The 25,882-nt window shown below is 47.3% G+C and carries 23 protein-coding genes and 1 tRNA gene; 10 read left to right on the plus strand and 14 right to left on the minus strand.

Translation table 11 applies throughout. The features are described 5' to 3' along the window. Positions 1–5 precede the first annotated feature (5 nt). The 3 genes from SGI97_05560 to cobO all read right to left on the minus strand — a co-directional run bounded on the left by SGI97_05560 (position 6) and on the right by cobO (position 2,439). On the minus strand, positions 6–722 hold the full coding sequence (locus SGI97_05560) for a Yip1 family protein (protein ID MDZ4723353.1): 717 nt from the start codon (positions 720–722) through the stop codon (positions 6–8). A gap of 118 nt (positions 723–840) precedes the next feature. Further along, complete coding sequence (gene trxB, locus SGI97_05565; protein ID MDZ4723354.1) at positions 841–1,794, minus strand: thioredoxin-disulfide reductase; 954 nt, start codon at positions 1,792–1,794, stop codon at positions 841–843. A gap of 102 nt (positions 1,795–1,896) precedes the next feature. Then, on the minus strand, positions 1,897–2,439 hold the full coding sequence (gene cobO, locus SGI97_05570) for a cob(I)yrinic acid a,c-diamide adenosyltransferase (GenBank protein MDZ4723355.1): 543 nt from the start codon (positions 2,437–2,439) through the stop codon (positions 1,897–1,899). Positions 2,440–2,691: 252 nt separating this feature from the next. On the opposite strand from cobO, the gene dcd reads away from it, so the two are divergent. After that, on the plus strand, positions 2,692–3,249 hold the full coding sequence (gene dcd, locus SGI97_05575) for a dCTP deaminase (protein ID MDZ4723356.1): 558 nt from the start codon (positions 2,692–2,694) through the stop codon (positions 3,247–3,249). Positions 3,250–3,321: 72 nt separating this feature from the next. On the opposite strand, the gene SGI97_05580 is transcribed toward dcd, so the two are convergent. The 3 genes from SGI97_05580 to SGI97_05590 all read right to left on the minus strand — a co-directional run bounded on the left by SGI97_05580 (position 3,322) and on the right by SGI97_05590 (position 6,749). After that, entirely contained in the window at positions 3,322–5,061 is a 1,740-nt protein-coding gene (locus tag SGI97_05580; protein ID MDZ4723357.1) for a hypothetical protein, read from the minus strand. 169 nt (positions 5,062–5,230) lie between these two features. Continuing rightward, a tRNA-Ala gene (locus SGI97_05585) sits at positions 5,231–5,303 on the minus strand. Between the two features lie 39 nt (positions 5,304–5,342). Continuing rightward, positions 5,343–6,749, minus strand: coding sequence for an MFS transporter (locus SGI97_05590; protein ID MDZ4723358.1), 1,407 nt, complete (start codon positions 6,747–6,749; stop codon positions 5,343–5,345). A gap of 159 nt (positions 6,750–6,908) precedes the next feature. On the opposite strand from SGI97_05590, the gene SGI97_05595 reads away from it, so the two are divergent. The 7 genes from SGI97_05595 (at position 6,909) to SGI97_05625 (ending at position 13,985) form a co-directional block, all read left to right on the plus strand. After that, positions 6,909–7,484: an RNA polymerase sigma factor gene (locus SGI97_05595; protein MDZ4723359.1), complete on the plus strand. Its 576-nt coding sequence runs from the start codon at positions 6,909–6,911 to the stop codon at positions 7,482–7,484. Between the two features lie 2 nt (positions 7,485–7,486). Further along, complete coding sequence (locus tag SGI97_05600) at positions 7,487–8,053, plus strand: zf-HC2 domain-containing protein (protein MDZ4723360.1); 567 nt, start codon at positions 7,487–7,489, stop codon at positions 8,051–8,053. Positions 8,054–8,097: 44 nt separating this feature from the next. Next, positions 8,098–8,949, plus strand: coding sequence for a hypothetical protein (locus tag SGI97_05605; protein MDZ4723361.1), 852 nt, complete (start codon positions 8,098–8,100; stop codon positions 8,947–8,949). A 115-nt stretch (positions 8,950–9,064) separates the two neighbouring features. Further along, positions 9,065–10,246 (plus strand): phosphopentomutase, encoded by a 1,182-nt coding sequence (locus SGI97_05610; protein ID MDZ4723362.1) that lies wholly within the window; start codon positions 9,065–9,067, stop codon positions 10,244–10,246. Between the two features lie 12 nt (positions 10,247–10,258). Further along, positions 10,259–10,933 (plus strand): deoxyribose-phosphate aldolase, encoded by a 675-nt coding sequence (gene deoC, locus SGI97_05615; protein ID MDZ4723363.1) that lies wholly within the window; start codon positions 10,259–10,261, stop codon positions 10,931–10,933. Between the two features lie 188 nt (positions 10,934–11,121). Further along, positions 11,122–11,685 carry a hypothetical protein gene (locus SGI97_05620; GenBank protein MDZ4723364.1) on the plus strand — a complete coding sequence of 188 codons (564 nt, stop codon included), beginning with the start codon at positions 11,122–11,124 and terminating at the stop codon, positions 11,683–11,685. Between the two features lie 20 nt (positions 11,686–11,705). Further along, positions 11,706–13,985: a DEAD/DEAH box helicase gene (locus SGI97_05625; protein ID MDZ4723365.1), complete on the plus strand. Its 2,280-nt coding sequence runs from the start codon at positions 11,706–11,708 to the stop codon at positions 13,983–13,985. 15 nt (positions 13,986–14,000) lie between these two features. On the opposite strand, the gene SGI97_05630 is transcribed toward SGI97_05625, so the two are convergent. The 4 genes from SGI97_05630 to SGI97_05645 form a co-directional block, all read right to left on the minus strand. Beyond that, positions 14,001–14,936, minus strand: coding sequence for an MlaD family protein (locus tag SGI97_05630; protein ID MDZ4723366.1), 936 nt, complete (start codon positions 14,934–14,936; stop codon positions 14,001–14,003). A 60-nt stretch (positions 14,937–14,996) separates the two neighbouring features. Next, the gene (locus tag SGI97_05635) at positions 14,997–15,776 is read right to left on the minus strand and encodes an ATP-binding cassette domain-containing protein (GenBank protein MDZ4723367.1); all 780 of its coding nucleotides are present in this window, start codon (positions 15,774–15,776) and stop codon (positions 14,997–14,999) included. Further along, a complete protein-coding gene (locus SGI97_05640) occupies positions 15,773–16,774 on the minus strand; it encodes an ABC transporter permease (protein MDZ4723368.1) in 1,002 nt (333 codons plus the stop codon). The genes SGI97_05635 and SGI97_05640 overlap by 4 nt, the downstream gene beginning before the upstream one ends. 300 nt (positions 16,775–17,074) lie before the next feature. Continuing rightward, positions 17,075–17,884 carry a FlgD immunoglobulin-like domain containing protein gene (locus SGI97_05645; protein MDZ4723369.1) on the minus strand — a complete coding sequence of 270 codons (810 nt, stop codon included), beginning with the start codon at positions 17,882–17,884 and terminating at the stop codon, positions 17,075–17,077. 582 nt (positions 17,885–18,466) lie between these two features. Here SGI97_05645 and SGI97_05650 point away from each other — a divergent pair. Beyond that, positions 18,467–20,452, plus strand: a complete 1,986-nt coding sequence (locus tag SGI97_05650; protein MDZ4723370.1) for an oligopeptide transporter, OPT family — start codon at positions 18,467–18,469, stop codon at positions 20,450–20,452. Positions 20,453–20,460: 8 nt separating this feature from the next. Here the strand turns inward: SGI97_05650 and SGI97_05655 are convergent, their stop codons facing one another. From SGI97_05655 to SGI97_05670, 4 genes are all read right to left on the minus strand, one after another. Next, positions 20,461–21,459 (minus strand): diguanylate cyclase, encoded by a 999-nt coding sequence (locus SGI97_05655; GenBank protein MDZ4723371.1) that lies wholly within the window; start codon positions 21,457–21,459, stop codon positions 20,461–20,463. Then, positions 21,410–22,324 (minus strand): site-specific tyrosine recombinase, encoded by a 915-nt coding sequence (locus SGI97_05660; GenBank protein ID MDZ4723372.1) that lies wholly within the window; start codon positions 22,322–22,324, stop codon positions 21,410–21,412. Before SGI97_05660 ends, SGI97_05655 begins: the two co-directional genes overlap by 50 nt. A 14-nt stretch (positions 22,325–22,338) precedes the next feature. Continuing rightward, a complete protein-coding gene (locus SGI97_05665) occupies positions 22,339–23,061 on the minus strand; it encodes a ComF family protein (protein MDZ4723373.1) in 723 nt (240 codons plus the stop codon). 63 nt (positions 23,062–23,124) lie between these two features. Beyond that, complete coding sequence (locus SGI97_05670; GenBank protein MDZ4723374.1) at positions 23,125–23,685, minus strand: hypothetical protein; 561 nt, start codon at positions 23,683–23,685, stop codon at positions 23,125–23,127. A 150-nt stretch (positions 23,686–23,835) separates the two neighbouring features. Between SGI97_05670 and SGI97_05675 the strand changes: the two genes are divergently transcribed. Continuing rightward, positions 23,836–25,554, plus strand: coding sequence for a M28 family peptidase (locus SGI97_05675; protein MDZ4723375.1), 1,719 nt, complete (start codon positions 23,836–23,838; stop codon positions 25,552–25,554). The last annotated feature ends 328 nt before the right edge of the window (positions 25,555–25,882 follow it).

The following is a 25,882-nucleotide window of genomic DNA, read 5'->3' on the forward strand; positions in this document are numbered from 1 at the left end:
CTCCTTTAAGTGAACAGCTTCCCTATGGCTGTGGTAATGACATGCAACAGCGCTATCAATCCCATCGATAAGACCGACAACAGGTATCCCTTGTTGCGGCTTACCAAATAAATTTTCTGACAACCTATCGCAATAATGATAAATTCGAGAATATGAAAAACACTAAGCTTTGAAAGGGCCAACCACAGAGGATTTGTGATATCCTGATCAGAGAGCAAAATAGCCGGCGAAAGCGATACTGCCATGCTCCCTTTGGCGATTATGAGCGGTATCACCACAAGCGATGCAACAAAGAAGGCGTACTCCCCATAAACAGCGACAGAGAATATTTGTTTGAATGTCGCCTTCCCTGCCATCACAAAGTTACCCCAAAACATTGCCAATGCGGTGATAATAAGCGGAGAGAGAATAATTACTGGTGCAGAAAAAATCCAGATATACATTTTCATACTGTCCACAGTCGGAATCTGGTCAGCTGGCATATTCGGTTTCTGCCGCATCTCCGCAATTTGTGTTTGAGCGATTATATCGGCGGTGAAATACAGGAAAAAAGAAAACGTCACAGCAATCGCAATTAGAGGCACAAGCACTTTAGGGTTCTGCCGAATTTCATCAAAAAAGCATGTGGGTGAAGTGAACACTTCCCACAGTCCGCGCACCGAAAGTGGCGGCCCCTCTTTTTCAACGCTCGTTTTTTCGGGCGTTAGTGTCTGCTCAACCATTTTCCTCTCCTTATTCCTCACACTAACGGACGTATCCACCAATTGTTTCAACCCGTTGTCTTATTTGAGTGTGGACTAAATATTACATCGACGATCTATCGTAAAGCTCACCTATGATCTATACACGCAGAGCGTGTTTATCCTCAAGCTCTTCAATATATTTTTCCGCCGCTACTGCGGCTGTCGTGCCATCCCCGACGGCGTTTGTGACCTGACGAACCAATTGCGATCGGACATCACCGCAAGCATAAATCCCTTTAATCGAGGTCTCCATTCGGTCATTCGTTATAATGTACCCGCCTTGGTCTTTTCGAATGGCTTCTCGAACCAAATTCGAATTCGGGTGGAAACCAATATAAGGGAAAATCGCGCCGACTTCAAGCTTCGTCCTCGCCCCGGTTTTGTGGTTTTTCAGCGACAACGATGAGACTTTCTTCTCGTTTCCGTGTATTTCCTCGACCGATGTATCCCAAATGAATTCAACTTTGGTATTTGCAAAAGCGCGTTGCTGAATGATTTTTTGCGCTCTGAGCTTGTCGCGCCGATGAATAATATAAACCTTCGTGCCAAACTTAGTAAGGAAAGTCCCTTCCTCTACAGCGGCATCACCCCCGCCGACGACAGCGATAACCTGGTCGCGAAAAAAAGCCCCGTCGCAGATTGCGCAATATGAGACGCCTTTCCCGCTGTATTCCTGTTCGCCCGGAACGCCGAGATAGACCGGCGAGCCGCCAGTCGATAAGATAATCACTTTGCCACGATAAAGATTTCCCGATGCGCATCGCGCGACACGATCCTCGCCATCGACATAGACCTCGACAACTTCCTCGAGTTTAATTTCAAGGCCGAATTTTTTGGCATGCTCGGTAAATTTCATCGCGAGCTCCGCTCCGCTGATATGTTCAAAACCGAGATAGTCTTCGACTTCGCCCGTCACTGCGATCTGGCCGCCCGGCAGAAACTTTTCGAGACAGACCGTTTTCCGTCGCGCTCGGGCCGCATACATTCCGGCGCATAATCCTCCTGGTCCACCACCAACAATTACAATTTCATATCTTTTGTCTTCGATCATCTTCTCACCTTACTTAAAACAGCTTACTTTTCATTGAAAGGCTAAACCGGCGTCAGTTCCAATTGGTTCACTCTCAAAGCGAGAATTCTCACTTTTTCCAGCCTACCAGTCAATTCCTTTTTGAGCGAGAATACCTTTTTGATACGGATGCTTTATCTCGCGCATTTCAGTGACAAGGTCTGCTTTTTCTTTCAGCCAATCCGAGGCTCCGCGGCCAGTAATTACGAGATTTTGCTCAGCTGTTCGGGAAGCGACTATTCGTTCAAGCTCTTCCTGAGTTACGAGTCCCAAATCAGATGCGACATTGAGTTCATCGAGGATGACGAGCTGATAATTCCCAGATTTTATTTTTTCGATGGCAAGCTCGACACCCCGTTTGGCGGCTTCGCGATGGACCTCGAAATCTTTTGTGTCATCGACGATCCCAACAAAGCCTTCACCTATGACATGTAGCTCGACATTCGGTTCAAGTCGTTTGAGACCCTTTAGCTCGCCGTATTTCCAGCTACCTTTGACAAATTGGATAAGGCAGATTTTCCAGTCATAGCCAACTGCACGCACGCACATTCCGAGCGCGGCGGTGGTCTTCCCCTTGCCATCGCCGGTATAGACAATCAGCAGGCCGAATTTTTCCTTGGCGGTCATAAACTAATCCGTTTCAAGTGGCTAAATGTAGGCTCTTTGCGACCAAAAGCAAAGCAGATTTTTGTCTGTTTCACTCCTATATCCTAAAATTAGGAGTTTGCATGTTAATGTCTTAGAGCAATTTATATTTTCATGGAGACTATTATTAGAGAATGCATACAATCGCGGCCATTTTGGCCATTTACAACCATCAATGCAAGGCGTACTATGAGCCGCATAAGTTAAACTGCTTCGCCTATCGAAAGGAATCGAATGCCTATAAAATCTGACCGCTGGATAATTGATATGTCACGACTTCACCAAATGATAGCGCCGTTCACGGAGACCCAGGTTCGACAGGGAATCAGCTTTGGCGTGTCATCGTATGGCTATGACATCAGCCTCGCCGACGAATTCAAAATATTTCGCAGTGACAACCCATCCGAGCTTGATCCGAAAAAGGACAACAGCGACAGATTTGCTAGTGTTAAATCAGACTCGATCGTCATTCCCGCAAACTCATTCGCGCTCGGCAGGTCTCATGAGTATTTCAACATCCCACGCGATATTCTCACAGTCTGTTTTGGAAAATCAACCTATGCCCGCTCTGGCGTCGTTGTCAATGTGACACCATTTGAGCCGGAATGGGAAGGATATGCAACACTGTCGCTTTCAAACACATCCCCTGCCCCGGTTCGGATTTATGCTTTTCAAGGTATCGCCCAACTGATATTTCTGCAGTCAGATGAAGAATGCCTGACATCGTATGCCGACAAAAAGGGAAAGTACCAGAGCCAGCAGACTATCACCCACTCGAAAGGTGACAAATAAAATCGGGGCTGCTGCTTCTTGCAACAACCCCGATCTCTAGCTCGGAACGATTGGAATTTATTATTTAAACGTCTACTTTCCAGCAAGACTTACCGTGATTCCCCAATTACGGTAATCCCTCGGACGCGAAGCATTCCATTCGTTAAACGAGTGTGAACCGTCTGATTCATAGAACACTTTGTATGTGCCCGGCTCGAGTTCTATCTCGCCGTCATACACGCGATTCTTGACTGCCCCTCCGGCATTGCGGCTGTTGCGCCAAGTCATCTCCCACACCACATCGCCGGTCTCCTCACTTTCAATCCAGCCATAGTCTGACATATCCCCGCCGGTTCCCTCACCAAGAGCGTACACGCGGACTGTAGCTGGTTTGTCGAGGGTAAATGTGCCGCGACGGTGCTCATCGTCTTTGACACGAGTCAAATTCACCAGCATATTTTCTCCAGCTTTGACCTCAGTGAGAGCAATTTGTTTGAAATCAGATGCATTGGAGCCGCTTGTGGGATAGATTGCCAACCCCCATGCTTTGGGATCAAACGGTTTGTCCGAATTCCAGCTTCGGTAGGCATGGGAGTCATCACACGAGAAGTATGCGATATAATCACCAGCCGGAAGCGTGATCGTCCCATCAAACATACGGTTCTTTTCCGCTCCGCCGGCATGCTCGGTGTTGCGATCCGTCATCTCCCACACGGTTTTGCCAGTTGTCGCATTTTGTATCCAGCCGTAATCGGCAAACTCATCTCCGCCATTTGAAAATTCTCCGACGGCGAGAATATAGAGTTTCGCCTCTTTTGTAAGGGTAAACGCCTGCTCAGAATTATCATTGTCGCGGGCGCGAGTGAAATCAATAAGAGGCTTTCCTTTTTCAGGCGGGGTGTATGTGTGTAGCGCAGAATTATCAAATCCTGCGCCCGGAAGAACCGTTATTCCCCAGTTAAAGGGATCTACCGGAGGGTTGGCGTTGAACTCTTCAAACGAATGCGAGTCATCGGTGACAAAGTGAAGAACATAGTTTCCTTTTTCGAGTCGGATTTCGTCGTCAAACCGACGGTTTTTCTTTCCTCCGCCGGCTCGCTCGGTATCCCAGCGGTCAAGTACCCAAACTTTTTCGCGGGTATCGGCATTGACAATCCAGCCGCCGTCGACAGGCGAACGATAATTATCCGGCTGTTCCAAGATGGCATAGATGCGAAGATTTGACGGCTTATCTAATGTAAATCCCCACTGGGCATGCTCTGAATCGCGGAGTCTATTTGCCTTAAACAAAGCGCCCGGCATATCTCCGGTCACTTCGAATTGTTTGACATCTGAACCACCCATTGTGGCCGATGAGATTTTGACATAGCAATCGTCGATATACCGCTCGATTTTGTCATCTTTACCAAAAAAGACATTGCCGATTATCTGCCCTACATTGTTGCCACCGAAATCACCCATACCAAACCAGTAATTTGGGCCAGAATAGAGGTAGGCCTCGTAACGTCCGGCTTCGAGCATAAGTGTCTTCTCGGCTTTGCGAAGCGATCTGCTGCCTGCGGCTCTATCTGTTCCTTGCTCTCGCATCACCCAAACGGCCTCCCGAGTACCGGCATCAATAATCCAGGCATAGACAAGCATATTGTCATCGTTTTGCGAACGAAGCCCGACCGCTTCAATCTGGATTTCGCCAGCTTTGGACAATTCGAAACCGGTCGCATGAATTTCCCCCAGCTTCGGATTTACTATTTCGGTGATGGCTGCCCCATTCCCAGTTCCATAGAAGATGAGCAGGGCAATCGCTGCAAGACCTGATTGTATCGGCTTACGCATTAAATCTTTCCTCCCACAACAGCTCGTGTTGTCTGTTCTTTTCAAATACTTATTGGTCCTTTACGGAAATCCAGGGAATAGGTTGCAGACAGAAAGCGGATTATTTGAATCGAGTTTCTCTTTTGGGCTGCAGATTAGGAGTAATTGGACTGATAAACCGTGATAAAAATGGAGCCAGCGAGGATCGAACTCGCGACCTCTTGACTGCCAGTCAAGCGCTCTCCCAGCTGAGCTATGGCCCCGTTATAGGCCTGCAACAATATAGTATCAGCCGATATATGTCAATGCTTTTGTTCTCTCAAGGGACTTGACCGCAAAATACAAAAGATAATACCAATCCCTACAAAAATCATGGAGCTGTATAAAACTGGCTGATACGCTGCCGCAAACAAGAGCTTCTTATCGACAATTGCTCCCTGCACTTTTTGAAAATGCGAAAAGAGCGAGGTCGCCAATGCCACCCCAACTGCCATTCCGATATTCCGATTGGTCGCCAAAATCCCCGATGTTATCGCCCTTTCCTTTTCAGTAACTGAGCCCATCAAGGCCGACGAGTTTGGCGTGCTAAATATCCCGACTCCGGCACCCAGGAGAGCGAGACTGGTAAATATGAATGGATCGGTTGTAGTCAGGGTAAAGTTTGAGATCATAAGCAAACCAAGTCCGATTACGACCAAGCCGAAAGTTGTGAGCAGGCGAAAGCCGATCTTGTCTGACAATCGTCCTGAAAGCGGCGCAAAGACAAACATCATAATTGGCAGGATGAAAAGCCGCAACCCGACATCTTTTGGCGCATATTCAAGTACTTCCTCGAAATAAAAAGGGAGCAAAACAATTGCTCCTGACGTTGCGAGAAATTGCATTGTCTGAGCGGAGATGGACAAGGTGAAAAGCCGGTTTTTGAAAATGCCCAATCCAATTAACGCGGTCTCTGCTTTCGATTCATTGAAAATGAAAATAACAAATGACATCACTGAGAGAGCAACAAGACCCAAGACAAGAGGATCGCTGACTGCGCGATTATCAAGAAGCGATAGGGCGTAAGTAAATGTTACCAAAGTCAGTGATACAGCGATCCCACCTCTCAAAGGAAACGGCCCCTTTTTCTCCGGCTTCGGAAGGCGGCCAAAATAGGCATAGACAAACCAAAGCCCGACCGCGCCTATGGGCAGATTCACAATAAAAAGGGAATGCCATGTCCATATCCCAAGCATCACCCCTCCGAGTGGAAAGCCGATCATGAAGCCTGCCGAGACCATCATAATCATCAGCCCAATCCCTTTCCCTCGCTCTTCTTTGGGAAAGACGGTTGTAACTAACCCAGGCCCGATAGCAGCAAACATGGCAGTTCCCACGGCCTGCACCACGCGCCCGAAAAGAAGCATCTCAATGTTTGTCGCAAGCGAGCAGAGAATTGAACCAAGTATGAAAAAGATGTAACCGAACTGGTAACCAAAAAAATAACCTCGACGGTCAACCCAAGCCCCGAAAATGAGCATCAGTGAAATAAGTGTGAGACTGTATGACAGCACAACCCAGGCCACGAGATCAATCGGGGCATTCAGGTCCCGTGAAATTGTCGGAAGGGCGACATTCAGGATCGAGCCATCCAGAGTCGCCATGAATGTCCCGATTGCGCCAACCGTAAAGTATTTATACTTGCCGGGTAATGACGGATTTTCAGCCATGACCGATAATTCCCTCTAAGTCGTTGTCCAAATAAACATTGACAAGTATACATTATTGCTCAATCTTTGAACAAATAGCAAGCAGTATGAATTTAGAGATTAAACAGCTAAACCACTTGTGCGTCTATATATCAACAGCAGAGGTCAGACAACTGGGGAATGACAAATGATATACCCGAACTGGTTCAGAGATTTGTAGAGGGAGATTCTGCCGCTTTTACGGAGTTGGTAACTCGATATCGGAAAAAAATTTACCAAGTGGCCTTTCAGATTGTCAGGAATCACTTGGACGCCGATGAAGTTGTACAGGAAACATTTGTCCGGGTATACAAGAAAAAGAAGGAGTTGCTGAATGTAAACACGTTTACCTCGTTCTTGGTACGTATCGCTACCAATTATGCCATAGATATGCTGCGGAGACGCAAAGGACACATCCAGATTTCCGACGAGTTAATCGGTCTGCCGTCCGACTCCCAGCTTGACTTGGCGAGATCGGTGAGAACACCGCGAGACGATTTCGAGGACAGGGTAATCATGACGGAGATAAATCGGGCCCTTGCCACCCTCCCTCCAAAGCAGCGGATTACAGTCGTTCTTCACGACATTGAAGGCCATACCAAGGCCGAAGTAGCTGTGATTCTCAACTGTCCGGAGGCCACCGTTCGATCAAATCTCCACATTGCGCGATCTAAATTGAAGAACATCTTAAAGAAGCGACTTGCGAAAGAGGAGTAAATATGACGTGCCACCATGCGATGTCGCTCCTTGACGACTATATAGACCGTGAACTCGAAACTGCCCAGACCCAACAGGTTCAATTACACCTTGAATCCTGCACAGAATGCAGCAACGAGTACAATGCCTTAGCTCGTCTGAGGAGTTTATTGAGCGCCCAAACAGCGCCCGAACCCGGTCAGGAGTACTGGGACGAAACCATACAACTTATATTAGCCAAAACTGTCAATTCCGAAACTCCCCGCGTTATTCCGGTCTACTCCGAGGCGGAGCGCCAAAATCAGCGTCGGGGCCTTCTCCGTGCACTTTTATCGGTAGCCGCCTCACTGGCAATTTTCTTCACCGCCGTTACCCTCGGAACAAAGTATCAACAGCGGTCTAACCCTTTACACATGGCAGTCTCACAGACGACGACCGTCGGATCAATGGGCTGGCTTGTTGACCACGATAATAGCTCCATTAACAGCCAAGCCGAACAGTTCTATATCACCAAGGGAATGTTGATGATGTCCCCCCCCGGTCTGCTTGGAAGGGTAGAGATGCTTCCCGACCTGCTTGCGACTCGATAAATGAGAGAAAAACAATTCAGACATATTCCACAGAAAGCCTCACTTTGAAACCAACAACCGCCATCTTTTCACTCTCACTCCTTGCCGCGCTCTGTATTTCCTGTTCAACAGGCGAGAAGGCAGTCACGCTTCGGTTAAAGAGCGAACCCGGGACGAAGACTTACTTCACGACAACCTTCAAGGGAAGCGCCAAAGGTATCGAAGGGGATTCTATCACATTCGACAGGTCAAACGAGCTGACCATTTTAACCGAGGAAACGACGCGGAGAATTGTAGATGACTCTGTGGCTGAAATCTTACAGACAAATTTTTATAAACAGAGAACGGTAAATCACAAAGACTCTTCAGTTATCGATACCAGCTTCCAAGGGGAAGAGCTTATCATTTCTCTTTCCCCACGCGGCAAATTGATCGACATTGAATATGCCTCTCCCGAAGAGAAAGGCGACCTGACATATATGAAAAATTTTATTGACCAGGCCTGGCCGGTCTTCCCCGCAGAGGAAGTAACAGTCGGCCAGACCTGGACACAAACGAGCAAGATTGTCCATGAAGATATTCCGTTGCAAACATCGACAATGTATCGTGTCACGGCTTTTGTTCGTGAGCAAGGATACGACTGCGTCGTTATTGAATACGAAGGCCGACTTGTTATTCCAATCCAGCCCGATCCGGCTAAAAAGGACTTTATTTCAGGCGTGAACCGAATTACACTCACAGGAGTGTGCTATCATTCCTACACCGAAGGGGTTTTTGTCCTCCAACGCGAAAAGCGAGTTATCGATGGTGACCGACGAATGTATCGAGACGGTATAGCCGTCTCATCCAAAACAAAAGCCGAGTACGACGTCGAGTTGGTTCTGACCAAGCGAGAGAAAAGCGTGACTTCTACCTAAAGACACTTTTCATGCTTCTCATTAGGCAGGAGCGGGAAAAATCTCAGCATAACAAAGGTGATACCAGACCCGCCTTTGTTATTTACACCTCAATTTTTATTTTCTACCTTTTTTCATGTCTTTCAACCGGGTAATTCTCATCGTGATCGATGCCTGCGGAGTTGGCGAACTTCCTGATGCCGCCCAATATGGCGATACAGGTTCGGCGACATTGCCAAACCTGGCACAATCTATCGGGGGATTGAATATGCCCGTCTGTCAAAGTCTGGGGCTGGGGAATATCACGCCGATTGAAGGTATCCCTGCGCACAACTCGCCTATAGGCTGTTATGGAAAAATGGCGGAGAAGTCCGCTGGGAAAGATTCGACCACGGGACACTGGGAAATGGCCGGGGTTATTCTCGATGAGCCTTTTCCTGTTTTCCCAAATGGGTTTCCCGATGAACTTGTCCGAACATTTGAAAAATCAGCTCATGTCAAGATAATTGGAAACGTTGCTGCGAGTGGAACAGAGATAATTGACAAACTTGGAGAGGAGCACCTAAAAACCGGCGCAGTCATTATCTACACCTCGGCTGATTCAGTGTTTCAGATTGCCGCCCATGAAGATCTTTTCCCAATTCCGGATTTGTACAGAATTTGCCGTTCTGCCCGGAATGTCTGCGTCGACAAATATAATGTCGGACGGGTTATTGCCCGGCCTTTTGTCGGTAAACCCGGAGCCTTTGTCAGAACTGGAAACCGGAAAGATTTCTCGCGTCTCCCCCCGACTGATACCATTCTTGATCTGCTCATCAAAAGAAACTGCGATACCTTGGCGATCGGAAAGATCTATGACCTCTTCGCAGGCCGGGGAATCACGGAATCAATAAAGACGTCGAACAATCAGGAAGTCATGTCTGCGATTCAAAATGCAGTAGAACATGACAATCGAAACCATCTCATATTCGCAAACTGCGTGGATTTCGATCAAATCTGGGGGCACAGAAATGATGAGGAAGGATTCAAACGAGGCTTGGAGGAGTTCGATAAACGGCTTGGTGACCTTCTCCCTCTCCTTCGAGAACACGATTTGCTTATAATAACCGCTGATCATGGCTGTGATCCGACTATTAAAACATCGACCGACCATTCCAGAGAGTATGTACCGTTGCTTATATATGGCAAACATGTCAGAGCAGGAATCAACCTCGGAACCCGGGGAACCTTTGCTGATATCGCCGCAACTTTGGCTGATATTTTCTTCATTGAATATTCCGGGTATGGTCTGTCATTTCGCAAATCTATCTTCTCATAAATAAATTGTCCGATGATAATAAAGCCATTTCTGGAAAGACTGCCCTCTCTCATAGACCATTCCGCTCTTAGACCCGATGTGACTGAATCGGGAGTTCGGCAATTGTGTCAGGAGGCTGCCTCTCTCTCACTTTATGCAGTGTGCGTCAATCCTGTCTGGGTTGGCCATGCAAAGCAGTTTCTTAAAGAAACCTCAGTGAAAATCGTTTCTGTTGTCGGTTTTCCGCTCGGAGCCCAACGTACCGACGTAAAAGTATATGAAGCCGAGATAGCAGTTGAAGATGGGGCCGATGAAATAGACATGGTCGCCAATATCGGTCAGCTTGTTTCAGGAAATTTCATCGAAGCTGGCAGCGAGATGAAACGTATCCGCGAACTCTTGCCCGAGAGGATTATTTTTAAAGTGATAATCGAATGTCCTTTACTGACGGAAAATCAGCAGGTCGGAGCAACGCGAGCGGTTATCGACGCAGGCGCTCAGTTTGTTAAAACGGGGACCGGATTTTTCGGAGAGGTCTCGCCTCATCATATTGCGTTGCTATTCAGGGCAGCAGATGGCAAGATTCATGTGAAGGCATCAGGCGGCATACGGACGGTGGAACAATGTGAACACTTTGTGACTTTAGGAGCCTCCCGACTGGGATGTTCACAAACTGTTAGATTGTTAACCGGCAGGGATAATTTGTGATACATCAGGCAATAAATACAAAAATAAAATGAACTCGCAGATACTTTTTGTAATATTTGAGCGGCAAAGCTGTATATTTCCCTTGTGGAAAAGTCAGCAACTCAGAAGGACCGAATTCATCAGGGCAGAGATGGATCGGACGGATTTGGTGCGATTCGTGAAGAGACGATAATTTACGGCTGATTGTTATGGCGCCAGTAGTTGGAGTTTCACTTCTAAAGTCAAAAATTGTAGTCGTCCCGATGGGCGATGTTGATTTTATGATGGTCAATAAACTGGCATCCAATGTCGGACCAATTTTCAATCGCTCGGTCGATATCCTTAAAGGGATGAAGATGCCGCCAGAGGCCTTTAATGTCGTCCGCAATCAATACTACGCCCAGGTTATTCTTTCCAAAATCGAACGAAGCAAAGCTAACAGCCGCGAGAAGGTCATCGCGGTTTGCGAAGAAGATCTTTATTTGCCCGAAGACAATCATATAATGAGTTGTGTGGACAGGCTTTCCGGCACTGCAATTATTTCTCTGTACAATATCCGTCAGGAGTTTTATGGACTGCCCGAGGACGAGACCCGCATTTACCCGCGCCTCTATAAAGAGTCGGTACATATGCTGGCTCATATGTATGAGCTTATTGCCTGCCGCAATCCGAGATGTGTAAATTATTTTAGTAAGGTAATGCTGGATATAGATAGCAAGTCAGAGAAGTTCTGTGATATTTGCCGCCGGAACCTGACCAATATTACAATATAGTTTATTTCCGTTCTCGCTCCATGAACCTTGAACAGATAATTGATTCTCTGAAAAGGGATAAAGATTTAGCCGGAAATATCACCCATTGGAAAACATACCCCGCCCGCGATGCTCGGTGTGTTGATTTCCCTTCGGAAATCGACCAGCGTCTGGTGGACTCGCTCAAAACGCGCGGTATCGAACAACTCTATACTCATCAGGCCGATGCCTTCAGAGCAGTCTCAGATGACAAGGACGTGGTTGTGGTTACGCCCACCGCCTCAGGAAAAACGGTCTGTTACAACCTCCCTGTGCTCAATCATATTCTCAGACATCCGGATTCTCGAGCGCTGTATCTCTTTCCAACCAAGGCCCTCTCACAGGATCAGCTTGCTGAGCTATACTCTCTTATCCAGCAGCTGGAAGTCGACATCAAGACCTACACCTTTGACGGCGACACACCAAATGATGCCCGTCGCGCGATTCGTTCCGCGGGACATATAGTCGTAACTAACCCGGATATGCTTCATGCCGGTATTCTGCCGCATCACACAAAATGGATAAAACTCTTTGAGAATCTGCGCTTTGTCGTCATCGACGAAGTTCACCACTATCGCGGCGTCTTTGGTTCGCATTTGGCCAATGTTATTAAGCGGCTTCATCGCATATGCCAATTCTACGGTTCGAATCCGACATTTATTTGCTGCTCCGCGACTATTGCAAATCCGAGAGAACTCTCAAGCCGCATAATCGGCCGGCCTGTCATGCTGATAGACAACAATGGCGCTCCATCAGGCGAAAAGCACTTTGCCATCTATAACCCGCCGGTCATCAATAAACAGCTCGGTATCCGAAAATCATCGATTAATGAGGCCTCTCGTTTAGCCTCGTTATTCTTGAAGCAGAATATTCAAACAATAGTCTTCGCCCATTTCAGACTCTATGTCGAGGTCATCCTGACCTATCTGCAAAAGGAACTGCAAGGCTCGTTTGGCGAGGGTATTTCGATAGCTGGTTATCGAGGCGGCTATCTCCCCAATGAACGTCGGCGAATCGAGCAAGGTCTCCGCTCCGGATCCATAACCGGAGTTGTTTCTACAAACGCCCTCGAACTTGGCGTGGATATTGGCTCATTGGATGTCTCGATTATTGTCGGTTACCCCGGCTCAATCGCCTCCCTTCGTCAACAAGCCGGACGCGCAGGCCGTCGATCTGGTATGTCGTTGACAATCATGGTCGCCAATTCTTCGGCCATAAATCAGTTTCTCTGCGCGGAACCCAAGTATATTTTTGAGAAAACAGCTGAAAATGGAATTATTGATCCTGACAACCTGATAATCCGAACGAATCATATCAAATGCGCTGCTTTCGAATTGCCGTTCACTATCCAGGAATATACCGGCGATCTCGCGGTTGGCAAGATTCTCGATTTTCTTGCATCAGAAAAACTGGTGCGCCGCAGCGGAAATCGATATCACTGGTCGTCCGAGATTTACCCGGCACAGCAGGTCTCGCTCAGATCAGCTTCACCAGATAATTTCGTCATTTTGAATGAATCAAAGAACTCGGCTGTTATCGGAGAAGTCGATTGGTTCTCCGCTCCCCTTTTTTTACATCCCGAGGCTATTTATCTGCACGGAGCCGAGCAGTATCAGGTGACAAAATTGGATTGGGATGGAAAGAAGGCCTATGTAAAGGAAGTATCTGTCAACTACTATACCGACGCCGAAACGAAGACGACGCTCAAGGTGCTCGAGGTTAATAGCGAAACCATCTCTCTTGATGATGCTCGCATTCAATGCGGTGATGTATCGGTCACAAGTGTCACGGTTCTCTTCAAAAAGATTAAGTTTCATACCCATGAAAATGTCGGTTCAGGACATCTCACCATGCCCGAGCTTGAAATGCACACCAGCGCATTTTGGTATTCTTTTCCTGCTGACATTACATTCAAACTTGGAATAAGCAATTCGGAATTTGCCGGCGCGCTTCGTGGCCTGGCCAATATCCTCGGCAAAATGGCGCCGCTCTGGGTAATGTGCGACAGCCGGGACCTGCGCTCTATTTCACAGGTACGAGCGCCGTTTACCGAGCGTCCGACCGTCTACATTTATGAAAATATTCCAGGTGGTGTCGGTCTTGCAGAAAAATTGTATGCCGAAAATGATAAACTTTTTGAGGCCGCCTATGAACATGTAAAAGTGTGTCAGTGCGTAGAAGGCTGTCCCACATGCGTGGGGCCGGCTCTTGAAGTTGGCAATGTCGGCAAAGAAAGCGTAATGAAATTGCTTGAATATATGCTGGCAGTCGAAGTCGTCTGATTGCGCTGTGCTTCTCTAAAACACAGAGACCTTAAAATACTTGCGTGGGTTTTGCTCTATATCCGCCACAAGATTATTGATCCTCACCACAAGGTTAACCACCTCTTTGTACATTCCCGTATCGCTCACCAACAGTCCCAACGTTCCCTCTGAAGCATGTATCCTGGCGACCACACTATTAAGACGGGCGGTCGTCGAGTTCAGGTTATCATAGAGCTTCGGGTCATTTAACAACTGTCCGAGCGTGCCGCTTTTGTTCTGAATCTGATTGCTCAATGATGCGACTGAAGAGGACATTGAGCCGATTGATGTACTCAACTTGTCTTGGGTAATTTGGAGCGAGGAGGTCAGCTTTGTGAGATTTCTAATCAGTTGCACCATTTCGATATGCAAACTGCTGTCTGTTGCAAGTTTGCCCAGCGTCCCTTCTCCGTTGTTGATATTCGAGAGCAAAGTGTCAAGGTTATTGACCACCGCACCCGCACTTAAAAGAGCCTTTTCTCCTGCCTTCAACATTGATGAAGCATCGCCGACATCTCGAGTTGGTAGTGTCGCCCCCTCAGCAACAGATCCTTTGCCTACCGGTCCGGGAATAATTTCAACGTATTTATCGCCAAGGAAGCCAATAGTGCCAATCTGCACTTCTGTCCCGGGCGTAAGCATTGGCCAAAGATCCTCTTTTACCCTGGCAATTACTTTTACTTGGCGAAGAGAATCCAAATTGACAAACTCGACCTTTTTGACGTTGCCGACTTCGACACCGGACATCCAAACCGGCGAGCCGTTCAAGAGCCCATTGACGTTCCTGAAATACGCCACAAAATGCTGTTTCTTGTCAAAAATGGATGTCCCGCCCCCGCCGAGTGAAGCCCACATGAGAGCGGCTATGGCAAACATGATAAGAAGACCAACCCGCAATTGACCCCAGCCAATATTTATAGAACGTTTCATTTTATTTACCCGATCGATTCTGGTTGAACTTCAAACGTCCGAAAAATAGACACTTCATTATTAGTCGCCATTTACAAATCCTTTATTAACTACCAGCGAGTGCGAAGCACGAAAGGGTTCCAGAAATTCAAGCACCCTCTCATCGCCGCTGGCGCGGAGCTTTTCCAAATTTCCATCGAACACCAGCATACCATCATATATAATCATAAAGCGGTCGGCAAGTGTGAAGGCGTCTGCAATCTGGTGAGTGACAACAATAGTAGAAATCGATTTTTCTCGTGTGAGCTTGTTCATAAGCCCCAAAACCTTTTGAGTGGCCTGTGGATCAAGGCCTGTGGTTGGTTCATCGTAGAGCATTATCGTTGGGCTCGTTGAAAGTAGTGCGCGCCCAATAGCGACTCTCCGTTGCATTCCCCCCGAAAGCTGCTCCGGCAGTTTGTCGATGACTTCCTCGGATTCAAGATCAACAAAGCCAAGCATTTCAACTACTCGCTGCTCGATTTCATGCAGGGGCAGGCTGGTGTGCTCAAATAAATAATAGCCCACATTTTCGCCGACAGTTAAAGAATCAAATAACCCGCCATCCTGAAATACCATTCCGATATGTTTCCGGACTTCACGACGTTCTTTCTCCTTCATAAAGCGAAGACTCTCGTTGTTGATAAGTATTTCCCCTTGCTGAGGAAACTCAAGACCAAGAATAAGCCGCAGTATTGTCGATTTGCCTGATCCGGATGGCCCCATAATTATGACCGATTCTGAGTTGTTGAGATTGAATGTTACATCCTGAAGAATAGGGCGCTCTCCATAGGAGAAGTGTACATGTTTGAACTCGATCATAAATACCCTTTGATATAAGTAAATATGACCTTGGTGATAAAGAAGTTCACAATGAGAATTGTAATCGATGCCAGCACCACCGAATTAGTGGTTGCCTGCCCTACCCCTTTAGTCCCGCCTTCTGATGTAAATCCTTTATAACAAGAAATAAAGGCAATCACAAATGAGAACACGAATGGTTTGAATATTCCAATAAATAGATTCCCAAAAACAAGTCGTTCTTTCACACTCGCCCAGTACAATGTTGACGATACATGTGATATGAGCACGGCAACAACCCATCCACCGAAGATAGCGATGACGTCCATCAGAATCGTCAGTACCGGGACCATAATAAAAAGCGCAATAAGCCGCGGTGCGGCAATCTTCCTGATGGGATCAATGCCGAAGGCGGTCATGGCATCGAGCTGATTCGATGACTTCATAGCGCCAATCTCGGCGGTAATCCCTGCGGCAACCCGCGAGGCGACCATCAGGCCCGTCAAGGTCGGTCCGAGTTCTCGAATAATAGCAATGGCCATTATTCGTCCGAGATAGTCTTTTGCCCCAAAATCAGCCAATTCCTGCGAGAAGGCCAGAGCAAAGCCTTGTCCGGCAAATATTCCAGTCAGTACGACCAGATAGAGCGAACCCACTCCGATAAGATACATTTGCTCAAGTGTCTCAGTAAAATAGAATGGCCGGCCGAAAACCGAAAGCGTCATCTTGAATGAAAAGAAAACGAGGCGCTGAGATTCAAACGCAAAATTTTTGAGCCAGTTATTAAAGGCAGTTAGAATAGTGTAGTCCTCTCCCAAGTTCCGGCCATGGTAGAAGCTTGGGCGTCCTAAGTCAAGGGAAAAGAGCGGACAGCCTTGCTGTGTACAGACAGGATAGTGCGAATAAGACCTCGAGATGACTCGGAGTCCTTTTTTTCTCACATGCCAGTGAAACGCATTATCAACGGTATAACCGCCAAGAAAGACCGACAATAATCTCGAACACGAACGTACACTCACATATACGGCTCTGGTAAGTTGACCGAATTCACTGGTAGGCTGTACATATACAAAAACTGTGCCATATTGTCCCTGTGGCTCACACTGTCTCCTAATCGACTTCTATTCAATGACTTTTGAGGCACGAGAACATGTCAGAGGGGGGCCTATAGCGCAATTACGCAATAGCTACTATGATAGGGGTACTTTTGAGAGCAGAATGTGCGAGGAAAAATGAAAAAAGGCCTCTTGCGTGACTAGCGCAAAAGGCCTTCGACACTTTATTGAACGCGTAATATAACTAACTAAGTAAGAATATCCTTACTTTAACATCATCATCTTGCGGGTCTGGATATTCGATCCGGCAACGATGCGATAGAAATAGACACCGCTTGACACGGAGCTTCCACTCGCATTTCGGCCGTCCCAGGTTACCGTGTGATTCCCCGCTGGCATGTCACCGTCGACAACAGTGTTGACCTTCTGGCCAAGCACATTGAAGATTGACAATTCGACCTTTGAAGCGGTTGGCAAAGCAAACGCGATTTGGGTCGACGGGTTAAACGGATTAGGATAGTTCTGGTTCAGACTGAATTCTTTCGGCATTCCATCCGGGGTGATGCCTGAAAGAGAGACTGTAACATTCTCGAACTTGGGCTCGACACGGGTGTGTACGGAGCCGTTTGCGCCATCTTCGCGATAGATGAAGAGTAGCGAGTGGTGCGGAGATTCAAGCTTCACCGCTTCCAAAGTCACTTCTGTAATCGCAGGATTATCAATGGTAAACACAAGGTTTGCAACGGCACCTTCGCCAGCAGTGAGCTCCGGCTTGCGTTCACCGGACGCTTGGCTGATCATACCGATAACGACAGTGTTTTTCTCGTTATTGATGTTAGACAACTTCAGATCAAAGTATTCCGTACGTGTGTTTTCGAAGGTAACCTCTTTGAGAGTTACGCCTTCAGAAAACTTTAACGGAATGTCCATAGCCATTAGACCATCCAAGTTGGAAATTTCCAAAGGAATAGTGATTGTGTTGTCCGTTCCTGCTGTTGCCTTGGAAGGAGCTAAGCGGTTCCCCGCGGCAAGAATCAGAGCCGGAGCCATAAGTACAGCAACGACTACTGTCATGGTTTTAAAACGTTTGAACAAGGTTCACCCCTCAGGGCTAAACTGGTTGATGATAAGGCTGACAAGGCTTCAGAACAATCCCTCGTTCCCAGCAGCCGCTTCCTATTCCACAATACGATTTGTGTGCCTGTATGAATGACCAAAACTCGTTTGCAATCGGATTAGTCAGTATCGGCGTTAGATTACCTACAGGCATATTACACTTCTCTGCTATCGTTGTCAAGGTTTTTTGCGCTCAATCTTGTTATAAATGCGAATAAAAAAAGAAGATTCTTCCTCTTTTGCCTGTCTGAGAGTTGAACACGCCATTATGATAACAGTTTCATAAAATCGCGTCAAAACAAAAACTTAGGCAATTATGCAAATTTTCAAGGTCAACAAAGTCTACCTCTCTGGGCAGACACAGATTCTGCGTCGGCCATGGCTTCTCCAAAGATTATTAAGCAAACACACTGCCACTTCTGAGAGCCCTTCCGCAAAGAGGCGGTCTGGGCTTGCGATATACACTAAATCCTTGACATTCCACAACTTTGATGCTTTTTTAGCTAAAAATCATCAGTTGATACAGGCCGAGGAGGTGTCATGCAGGTTGCAGACTCAGCAAAAAAAGAGAAACCTAAAGTCTTCAAATCATTCATTGCCGACACCGAAACTGTGCCGGAAGTAACATGGAGAGCTGTAATTCTTGGCGCTATAATAGCAGTCGTCTTTGGGATCGCCAATGCCTATCTCGGACTAAAATTCGGCCTAACCGTATCGGCCTCGATTCCAGCGGCCGTTATATCCATGGCTGTTTTTAAGCTATTATTCAGAAAAAACAAAGGAACAGTTCTCGAGAATAATATAGTCCAAACAATCGGTTCCAGCGGAGAATCGCTTGCCGCGGGGATTATTTTCACAATACCTGCTTTTTTCATCTGGTCGGCCAACGAACAGCTTGTAGCCGCAGGCTACCAACATACTGTGTCAAAGCTCGATATTTTTCTCCTCGCGATGCTTGGCGGAAGCTTGGGAATCCTCCTTATGATTCCTCTGCGCAAATACCTTGTGGAGAAAGAGCATGGCAAACTTGCCTTTCCCGAAGGGACAGCATGCGCTGAGATTATTATGGCGGGCGATGAAGGCGGCGGCAAAGCCCGACTCGTTTTCACCGGAATTGGAATTGGGGCGGCGTATAAAATTTGCTACAACATGTTTAAAGTTTGGCCAGAATCTGTCAACTATGAATTCAGAGGACTACTCAAAGGCGGGACAGTCGGCATTGATGCCACTCCTGCGTTAATGGGCGTCGGCTATATTATCGGCCCACGGATCGCCGCCCTCATGTTCAGCGGCGCGGTTTTGGGATATTTGGGAATCGGCCCGTTGCTTTCATTTATAGGCGGCTATATCCCTGATGCTATTATTCCTCCGGGGACAATTCCGCTTAATGACATGACAGCATCGCAGCTTCGCGGATCGTACATAAAATATTTAGGCGTTGGCGCTGTTGCTGTGGGTGGGTTCGTGTCACTCATCAAGGCTTTTCCGGTGATTATTTCGTCCTTCGGTCACGGCTTAAAGGAACTGACAGGAAAGAAGGTAGATTCGAACACTGTTCCGCGTACAACTCGTGATCTCTCCATGAAATGGGTGGTGATTGGTGTTTTGGTAATCGTCGTCATAATGACTTTTCTACCCGGAAGCCAGCTTGGTTTTCTGGGCGCGTCGATAGCAACGCTATTCGGATTCTTCTTCGTCGTAGTAGCCGCGCGAATTGTCGGGCTTGTCGGTTCTTCGTCATCGCCGGTTTCAGGAATGACTATCGCGACCCTTTTGGTCACTTGTCTCCTGCTCATTCAATTTGGAGTCTCGGGCATCCCCGGAATGATTACGGCCATGTCTATCGGAACAATTGTCTGCATCGCCGTGTGCATGTCAGGCGACATCGCGCAGGATCTCAAAACCGGATACCTTCTGGGTGCAACTCCGTGGAAGCAGCAGCTCACTGAATTTATCGGACTTGTCTTTCCCGCTCTGGCGATGGGTTTCACACTGTACTATCTGAATGACGCCTTCGGCTTTGTCGCCGGTGACACAACCCGAACTCCGTTGCTCGCACCTCAGGCCAATGTCATGGCGACGCTGGTCGAAGGAGTAATGAATTCCAATCTCCCCTGGACTCCGATTTTTGTGGGTGGAATGCTGGCGCTCTCAATCGAACTATTGGGCATCGGCTCACTCCCCTTTGCCATCGGACTCTATCTGCCGCTCTCACTTTCATCCCCCATACTGCTTGGCGGATTAGTTGCTATGGCCGTTGACAAATTTTCGCCTGAAAGTAAAAAGACTCAGCGAAGTTTCAGAGGTATTCTATTCTGCTCCGGCATGGTCGCTGGTGATGCCCTGATTGGTGTGCTAGTGGCCTTCCTGATCGGAGCCTCGGTTACATTTGCCGGATACTATGACGCCCATGAGGGGATGCTGGGAAGCCTCGGCGGAGCTTTTGGACCTTGGCTCGCCCTGCTGATGTTCTCCTGTGTGGCAGGATTACTGGCCTATTTCTCTTTTAAGGATTCGAAAGACTGAGGCTGGCGCTAATGGTCTTTTCTTCGATCGACCATATAATTTGAGCCGGGGAGCTGCTTCGTGGCTCTCTTTAGCTCCGCCAGTATTTTTGACAATTCGCCCATATGACCGAATTGTCGTGTTGAGTTCGAAACAACCGCAATTGAGATCGACAGTATCGGAAAGCTCTCAATTATCCCTTTGCGATTTTCAATTGTTATAAATCCCCTTTCGATGTCTTCGCTCTCATAGTAATTGGGGGCAAAGGCATCGAAACACTTAATTATCCAGCCGCATACATTTGAAATCAAATCATCCGGTATGATAAAGATGAAGTCATCTCCGGCAATATGGCCGACAAATCCCTCGCGACAGGTATCGAAAACCGTGTCACGGATAATCCGTCCCGTAAGTTTGATGAGTTTATCGCCGAAAGAGTAGCCGTAATAGTCATTGAAGGCCTTAAAATTATCAAGGTCGGCGTAACAGACAGCAAAGGTTGCCTTCATTGCAAGTTGTCTGTTTATCTCCTCTTCAATCATTGCCGGACCCGGCAAACGGGTTGAGGGATTAACCGATAGATCGCGTATACTTCTTGCAATGACCCGCTGGATGCGAACTTCAACAAGTTTCTCTATCCACTCGCCATGAATGAAGTCTTCCGCCCCGTTTTCGTACGCCGCGATGATCGTCTCGTTGCTCGGCTCAGGATGATACAGGATTACCGGAATAATTGAGAGAAATACGTTCTGCTTTATCGCCTGAATCAACTCAAGCTCTTTAAAAAAATCAGATTTCCCGCCGACGAGGATGACATTGATCTGGTGCCTCTGACAGATTGTCACCAGCTTTTCGAAATCGTCGAAAAAATGAAAGGAGAGTTCTTTCCCTTTGAAAAATTGCTTGAGATGAAAGTCGAGGCTAACGCCGTTTTGTTTTATCGCAAAATGATAAACAAGGCCGTGACCAAATGATGTCTCATTTGAAGCCCGCAAGTTCTCGAGGGTGATACTTTCGATGTTCGGCAATGATATAGTCCCGGTCTATTCTGGTGTAAATCTCCGTAGTAGATATATCGGCATGCCCAAGCATTTCTTGTACTGTCCGCAGGTCCGCTCCTCCCTCAAGCAAATGCGTTGCAAAAGAATGCCTGAAAGTATGGGGGGTGACCTTTTTGGTTATCCCGGCTTGATGAACCAACTCTTTGATGATTTTCCACATCCCGACCCGTGAATAGGGTTTACCGAGCCGACTGACAAAAATGGCTGAATTGCCGAAAGTTGGGTTGTTTGGTGATTGATGATGTATGTACGCAACCAACGCCTCTTTGGCAAATCCTCCAAGCGGCACAATACGCTGCTTGTTTCCTTTGCCGGTCACTCGTATGAAACCGGCTTCAAATTCCACATTGCTCAAGCCGAGTCCAATCAATTCTGAAAGTCTAAGCCCGCTCCCGTAGAGAATCTCAAGGATCGCGCGATCACGAAACTTCTCTTTTGAAAGGGTTTCGACCGACGCGATAATTGATTCAATCTCCTTGACAGAAAGATAATCGGGGTGATAACGGGATATCTTGGGCGCAGAGTATGCAACGCTTGGATTTGTCGAAACGATTCCAAGCGACTGAAGCCTCTCAAAGAAGAGCGAAAGGGAGGAAATCTTTCTTGCCAGGGTCGATGGTTTTTGTCCCTTTTTGCTCAAGCCGCTGAAATAATCATTTACGTTCCTGGGCGTGATATCTTTGGGTGCTTTTATTAATGCGCCGGAAAAGAATGAAAAAAGGTCGCTTCGATAGGAGTCAACTGTGTTCTTAGACAACCCCCGCTCAAGGCGAAGATGGTGTAGGAAATCCTCCACATACATCTCGGCTGACCCGCCAGTTGCGGTTTTCATCGATACCCCTTCTTTCATACCCCATGCGCCATTGCCATCACGCCCACAACAAAATGTCCATTCTGCTCAAGGATTTTTTTTGCCTCTTTGACAGTTTCACCGCTGGTGATGACATCATCGACCAGAATAATTCTCAACCCGGACTGGTTGTCATCCGCTGGTTCCGCATATTCAAACACGTTTTTAATATTTTCGATGCGATCCTCAAAGCGAAGTTTCGCCTGTTCCTTCTTTTTTACATTTCGAAACAGTAAGTCCGTATTCACAGACATGGAGCACTGACCGTTTATCGCTTGCGCAAAGAGTTCGGCTTGGTTATAACCTCTATGGTATTCCCTGCCTGAATAGAGCGGAATGGGGACAAGAGTATCGGCTGTTAACGGCTCGATAAGGTCAGCGAACTGGGCATGAAGTCTCCCGGCTATTGAGTTGACAGGTGTCGTCACACCATGAAATTTCAACTGACGAATTATTTCTTTGAGGGGACCGGAATAGTCGCCATAGGCAAACAGCGGAGTCATCACTTCTTTGCAATGCGGACATTTCTTTTCAATATCGGCCTGTGTGAGGCAGGCCAAACAAAACGGCTTTGAAAATGTTTGGATTTGTTTATTGCAGAGTTCACAGAGACCGCTTCTGTTTTCGCAATAGCTACCGCAACCAGCGCACAAGGCAGGGAAAATAAAGTCTATTAAATCCGCAATGAGTCCAGCAGAGAAGAGTTTGTGTGCCATCATTACCTCGTACTATAATAAGTCAAACAAACACAAACGGCACTATCAAACTCTCGATTGATAAAACTATGGTTTCGTCTCCTGAAGTAAATTTCTTACCGACTGGGCGGCCGGTCCATTGGGGTCGAGATTTAAATACTCCTGCCAATGCGCTCTCGCAGAATCCATAGCGTTCTTCGCCTGAAAAACAATCCCTAAATTAAAATGGGCCACCATGTGGCTCGGATTGATTACAAGAACTCTGCGAAACTCATCGATAGCCCTGTCGGGAAGGCCCATACCATTCAGGCATGTAGCATAATCAGTCCGAAGATCCAAAGAACTGCTGTCGATGGCTAGCGCCCGGGCATAAACCTCGGCGGCCATCGGATAATTAGCAGAGTCCATAAAACTGTGCCCCAGACTTACCAGAGAACCGAAATCCTGCGGCAGTTGGCTCAACAAGGAGGAATTCATACCCGGACGGGAATCCGTCTGGCCGTGAGTTGTCGGCGATGCGGGAATTTGCCGCTCAAAAAACAACAAATATGCTATAATAGCCACCAAGAGTATGACGGCGACGACCAACAAATCCGGGATATTCCCAAATGCGTTCTTGTTCTTCGTGATTTTGATGTCGTCAGGCAAACTCGATCCTTGCTTTCTTCATCCGAATTTTCTCTTTCAATCGCAATATAGTAATCTTTTGCCAATGGGCAAACTATTCAGAGTTAAAAATCTACATGACTCGACGTCAATACTTCTCTATATTGCTCCCAGTTAAAGAGAATATTCACAATGAAAGGGTTCTTGATGCTCAAAGCATATTTTTACATCATCGGGCTTTCACTGGCTTTGGCCGCAGACACAAGAAGCTCCGGCTATACTATCTCAACCGACTCCATATTTAAACATATTAGTATCCTTGCCTCGGATTCAATGGAAGGACGCGAGGTCGGCGAGCCGGGTGAATTAAAAGCCGCCCAGTATATTGCGTCGATATTCATGGCCTCAGGCCTGACACCCAAAGGTGACAATAACAGTTGGTTCCAGTATTTCGAATTCACCAAAGGTACCGAGTATGGTCAAGGAAACACGCTACTTATCAACGGCAAATTGCTTCGCCTCCATGAGGAATATGTGCCATTGCTTCAATCATCGAGCGGCGTCTTTGTTCTCAACGAGGTTATGGATCTCGGCTACGGCATCAATAGTGGCGATGGCCAGTACAACGACTACGACGGCAAATCTGTCGAAGGCAAACCTGTGCTTATCCGTCGCTATGCTCCATCGGCAGATTCTTTCCCGCATGTTGATTTCGACAAATTCAGTTCTTTGACCGACAAAATCGCGACGGCAATCGACAATAAAGTGAGCGCAATCTTTTTTGTTACCCCGTTGAATCAGGATGACACCATCCCGTCGATGGCAGCCACACGTATTGCGGTGAAAGAAATCCCGATAATTTGGCTTAAACGCGCGGGGCTTAAAAAACTCGGATTGGACTTGCAAAAGCCCAAAATTACCCGTGTGTCGGGAAACACTGATCTTGTAAGGGTCAAAGACACTGGAATGAATGTCATTGGATTTATTCAAGGCAAAAGTGACAGCACAGTCATCGTAGGCGGTCACTACGACCATCTCGGCTGGGGTAACGCGGCTTCGCGTTATACCGGGACCGAACACCTGATACATTATGGTGCCGATGACAACGCTTCGGGGACTGCTGGAGTGCTTGAACTGTCCCGATATTTTATTCAACAGCCCGAACCATCAAACTACTCGCTTCTTTTTATAGCCTTTTCAGGCGAAGAGACCGGCATTCTTGGCTCAAATCATTTTGCAAAGAATATGACAGTCGCGCCAGACAAGATCCGTATGATGCTCAATATGGACATGATTGGCCGCCTGAAAGTTGAAGACAGCGGATTGGGCATTTTCGGAACCGGAACGGCAGAGGCATTCAAGACTTACTTCGCCACCTATTCCCGGTCGGATATGAAAATGACATTCAAAGAGACCGGCACCGGCCCTTCCGATCATACGGCCTTTTACAACGCAAGCATTCCGGTCCTTTTCTTCTTCACTGGCCAGCACGAGGACTATCATAAACCCTCAGATATTGCCTCCAAAATAAACCTCGAAGGGACCCGCAGAGTGCTTGGCGTTGTCACAGAGATTATATCCCATTTTGACAGCACCCAGACCACTCTCGCTTTTCAGAAAACCAAAGACGAAACCGGACAAATGGCACGCTCCTTCTCTGTGACGCTTGGAATAATGCCCGACTACATCGCCGAGGTTGTGGGATTGCGGGTCGATGGCGTGTCCGCGAACAGGCCAGCCGAGCGGGCAGGCATTCTTCGGGGTGATGTCATTATCAAGCTCGGTGATTATAAAATTGATGACATCAACGCCTATATGTCGGCACTTGGAAAATTCCGCAAAGGACAAAGCACACAGGCGCTTGTCATTCGGGAAAATGATACGCTCAATCTCAAAGTGGAATTCAAGTAGAGATTAAAGACCAAATCGAGGACAAAGAGTCTTCGCAACGACTCAAGCGTTCTGTGGTGTCGGGCGCCCCGCCTGACACGTTAATATCTCTTCGCGCGGGACGTCCCTGTCGCGCGCCAACATTAAGATCACACCGCAAGCGGTGTGCTACAAGAAATCAAAGCAGACATTTCCAGTACGTCGTTGCGAGGAGTTCCGTATCAAACGGGACGACGCTGCAATCTCAGTTCATCCCGTCCTAACAATAATCTGCCTTGACTTATCCCTGAAAACCGCTATTCTATCTAAGTGTAGAAGTACACTTGTTCTCTTAAATCTTTAGGACTGG

Source organism: Candidatus Zixiibacteriota bacterium (assembly GCA_034439475.1).
Taxonomy (GTDB): Bacteria; Zixibacteria; MSB-5A5; order GN15; family FEB-12; genus JAWXAN01.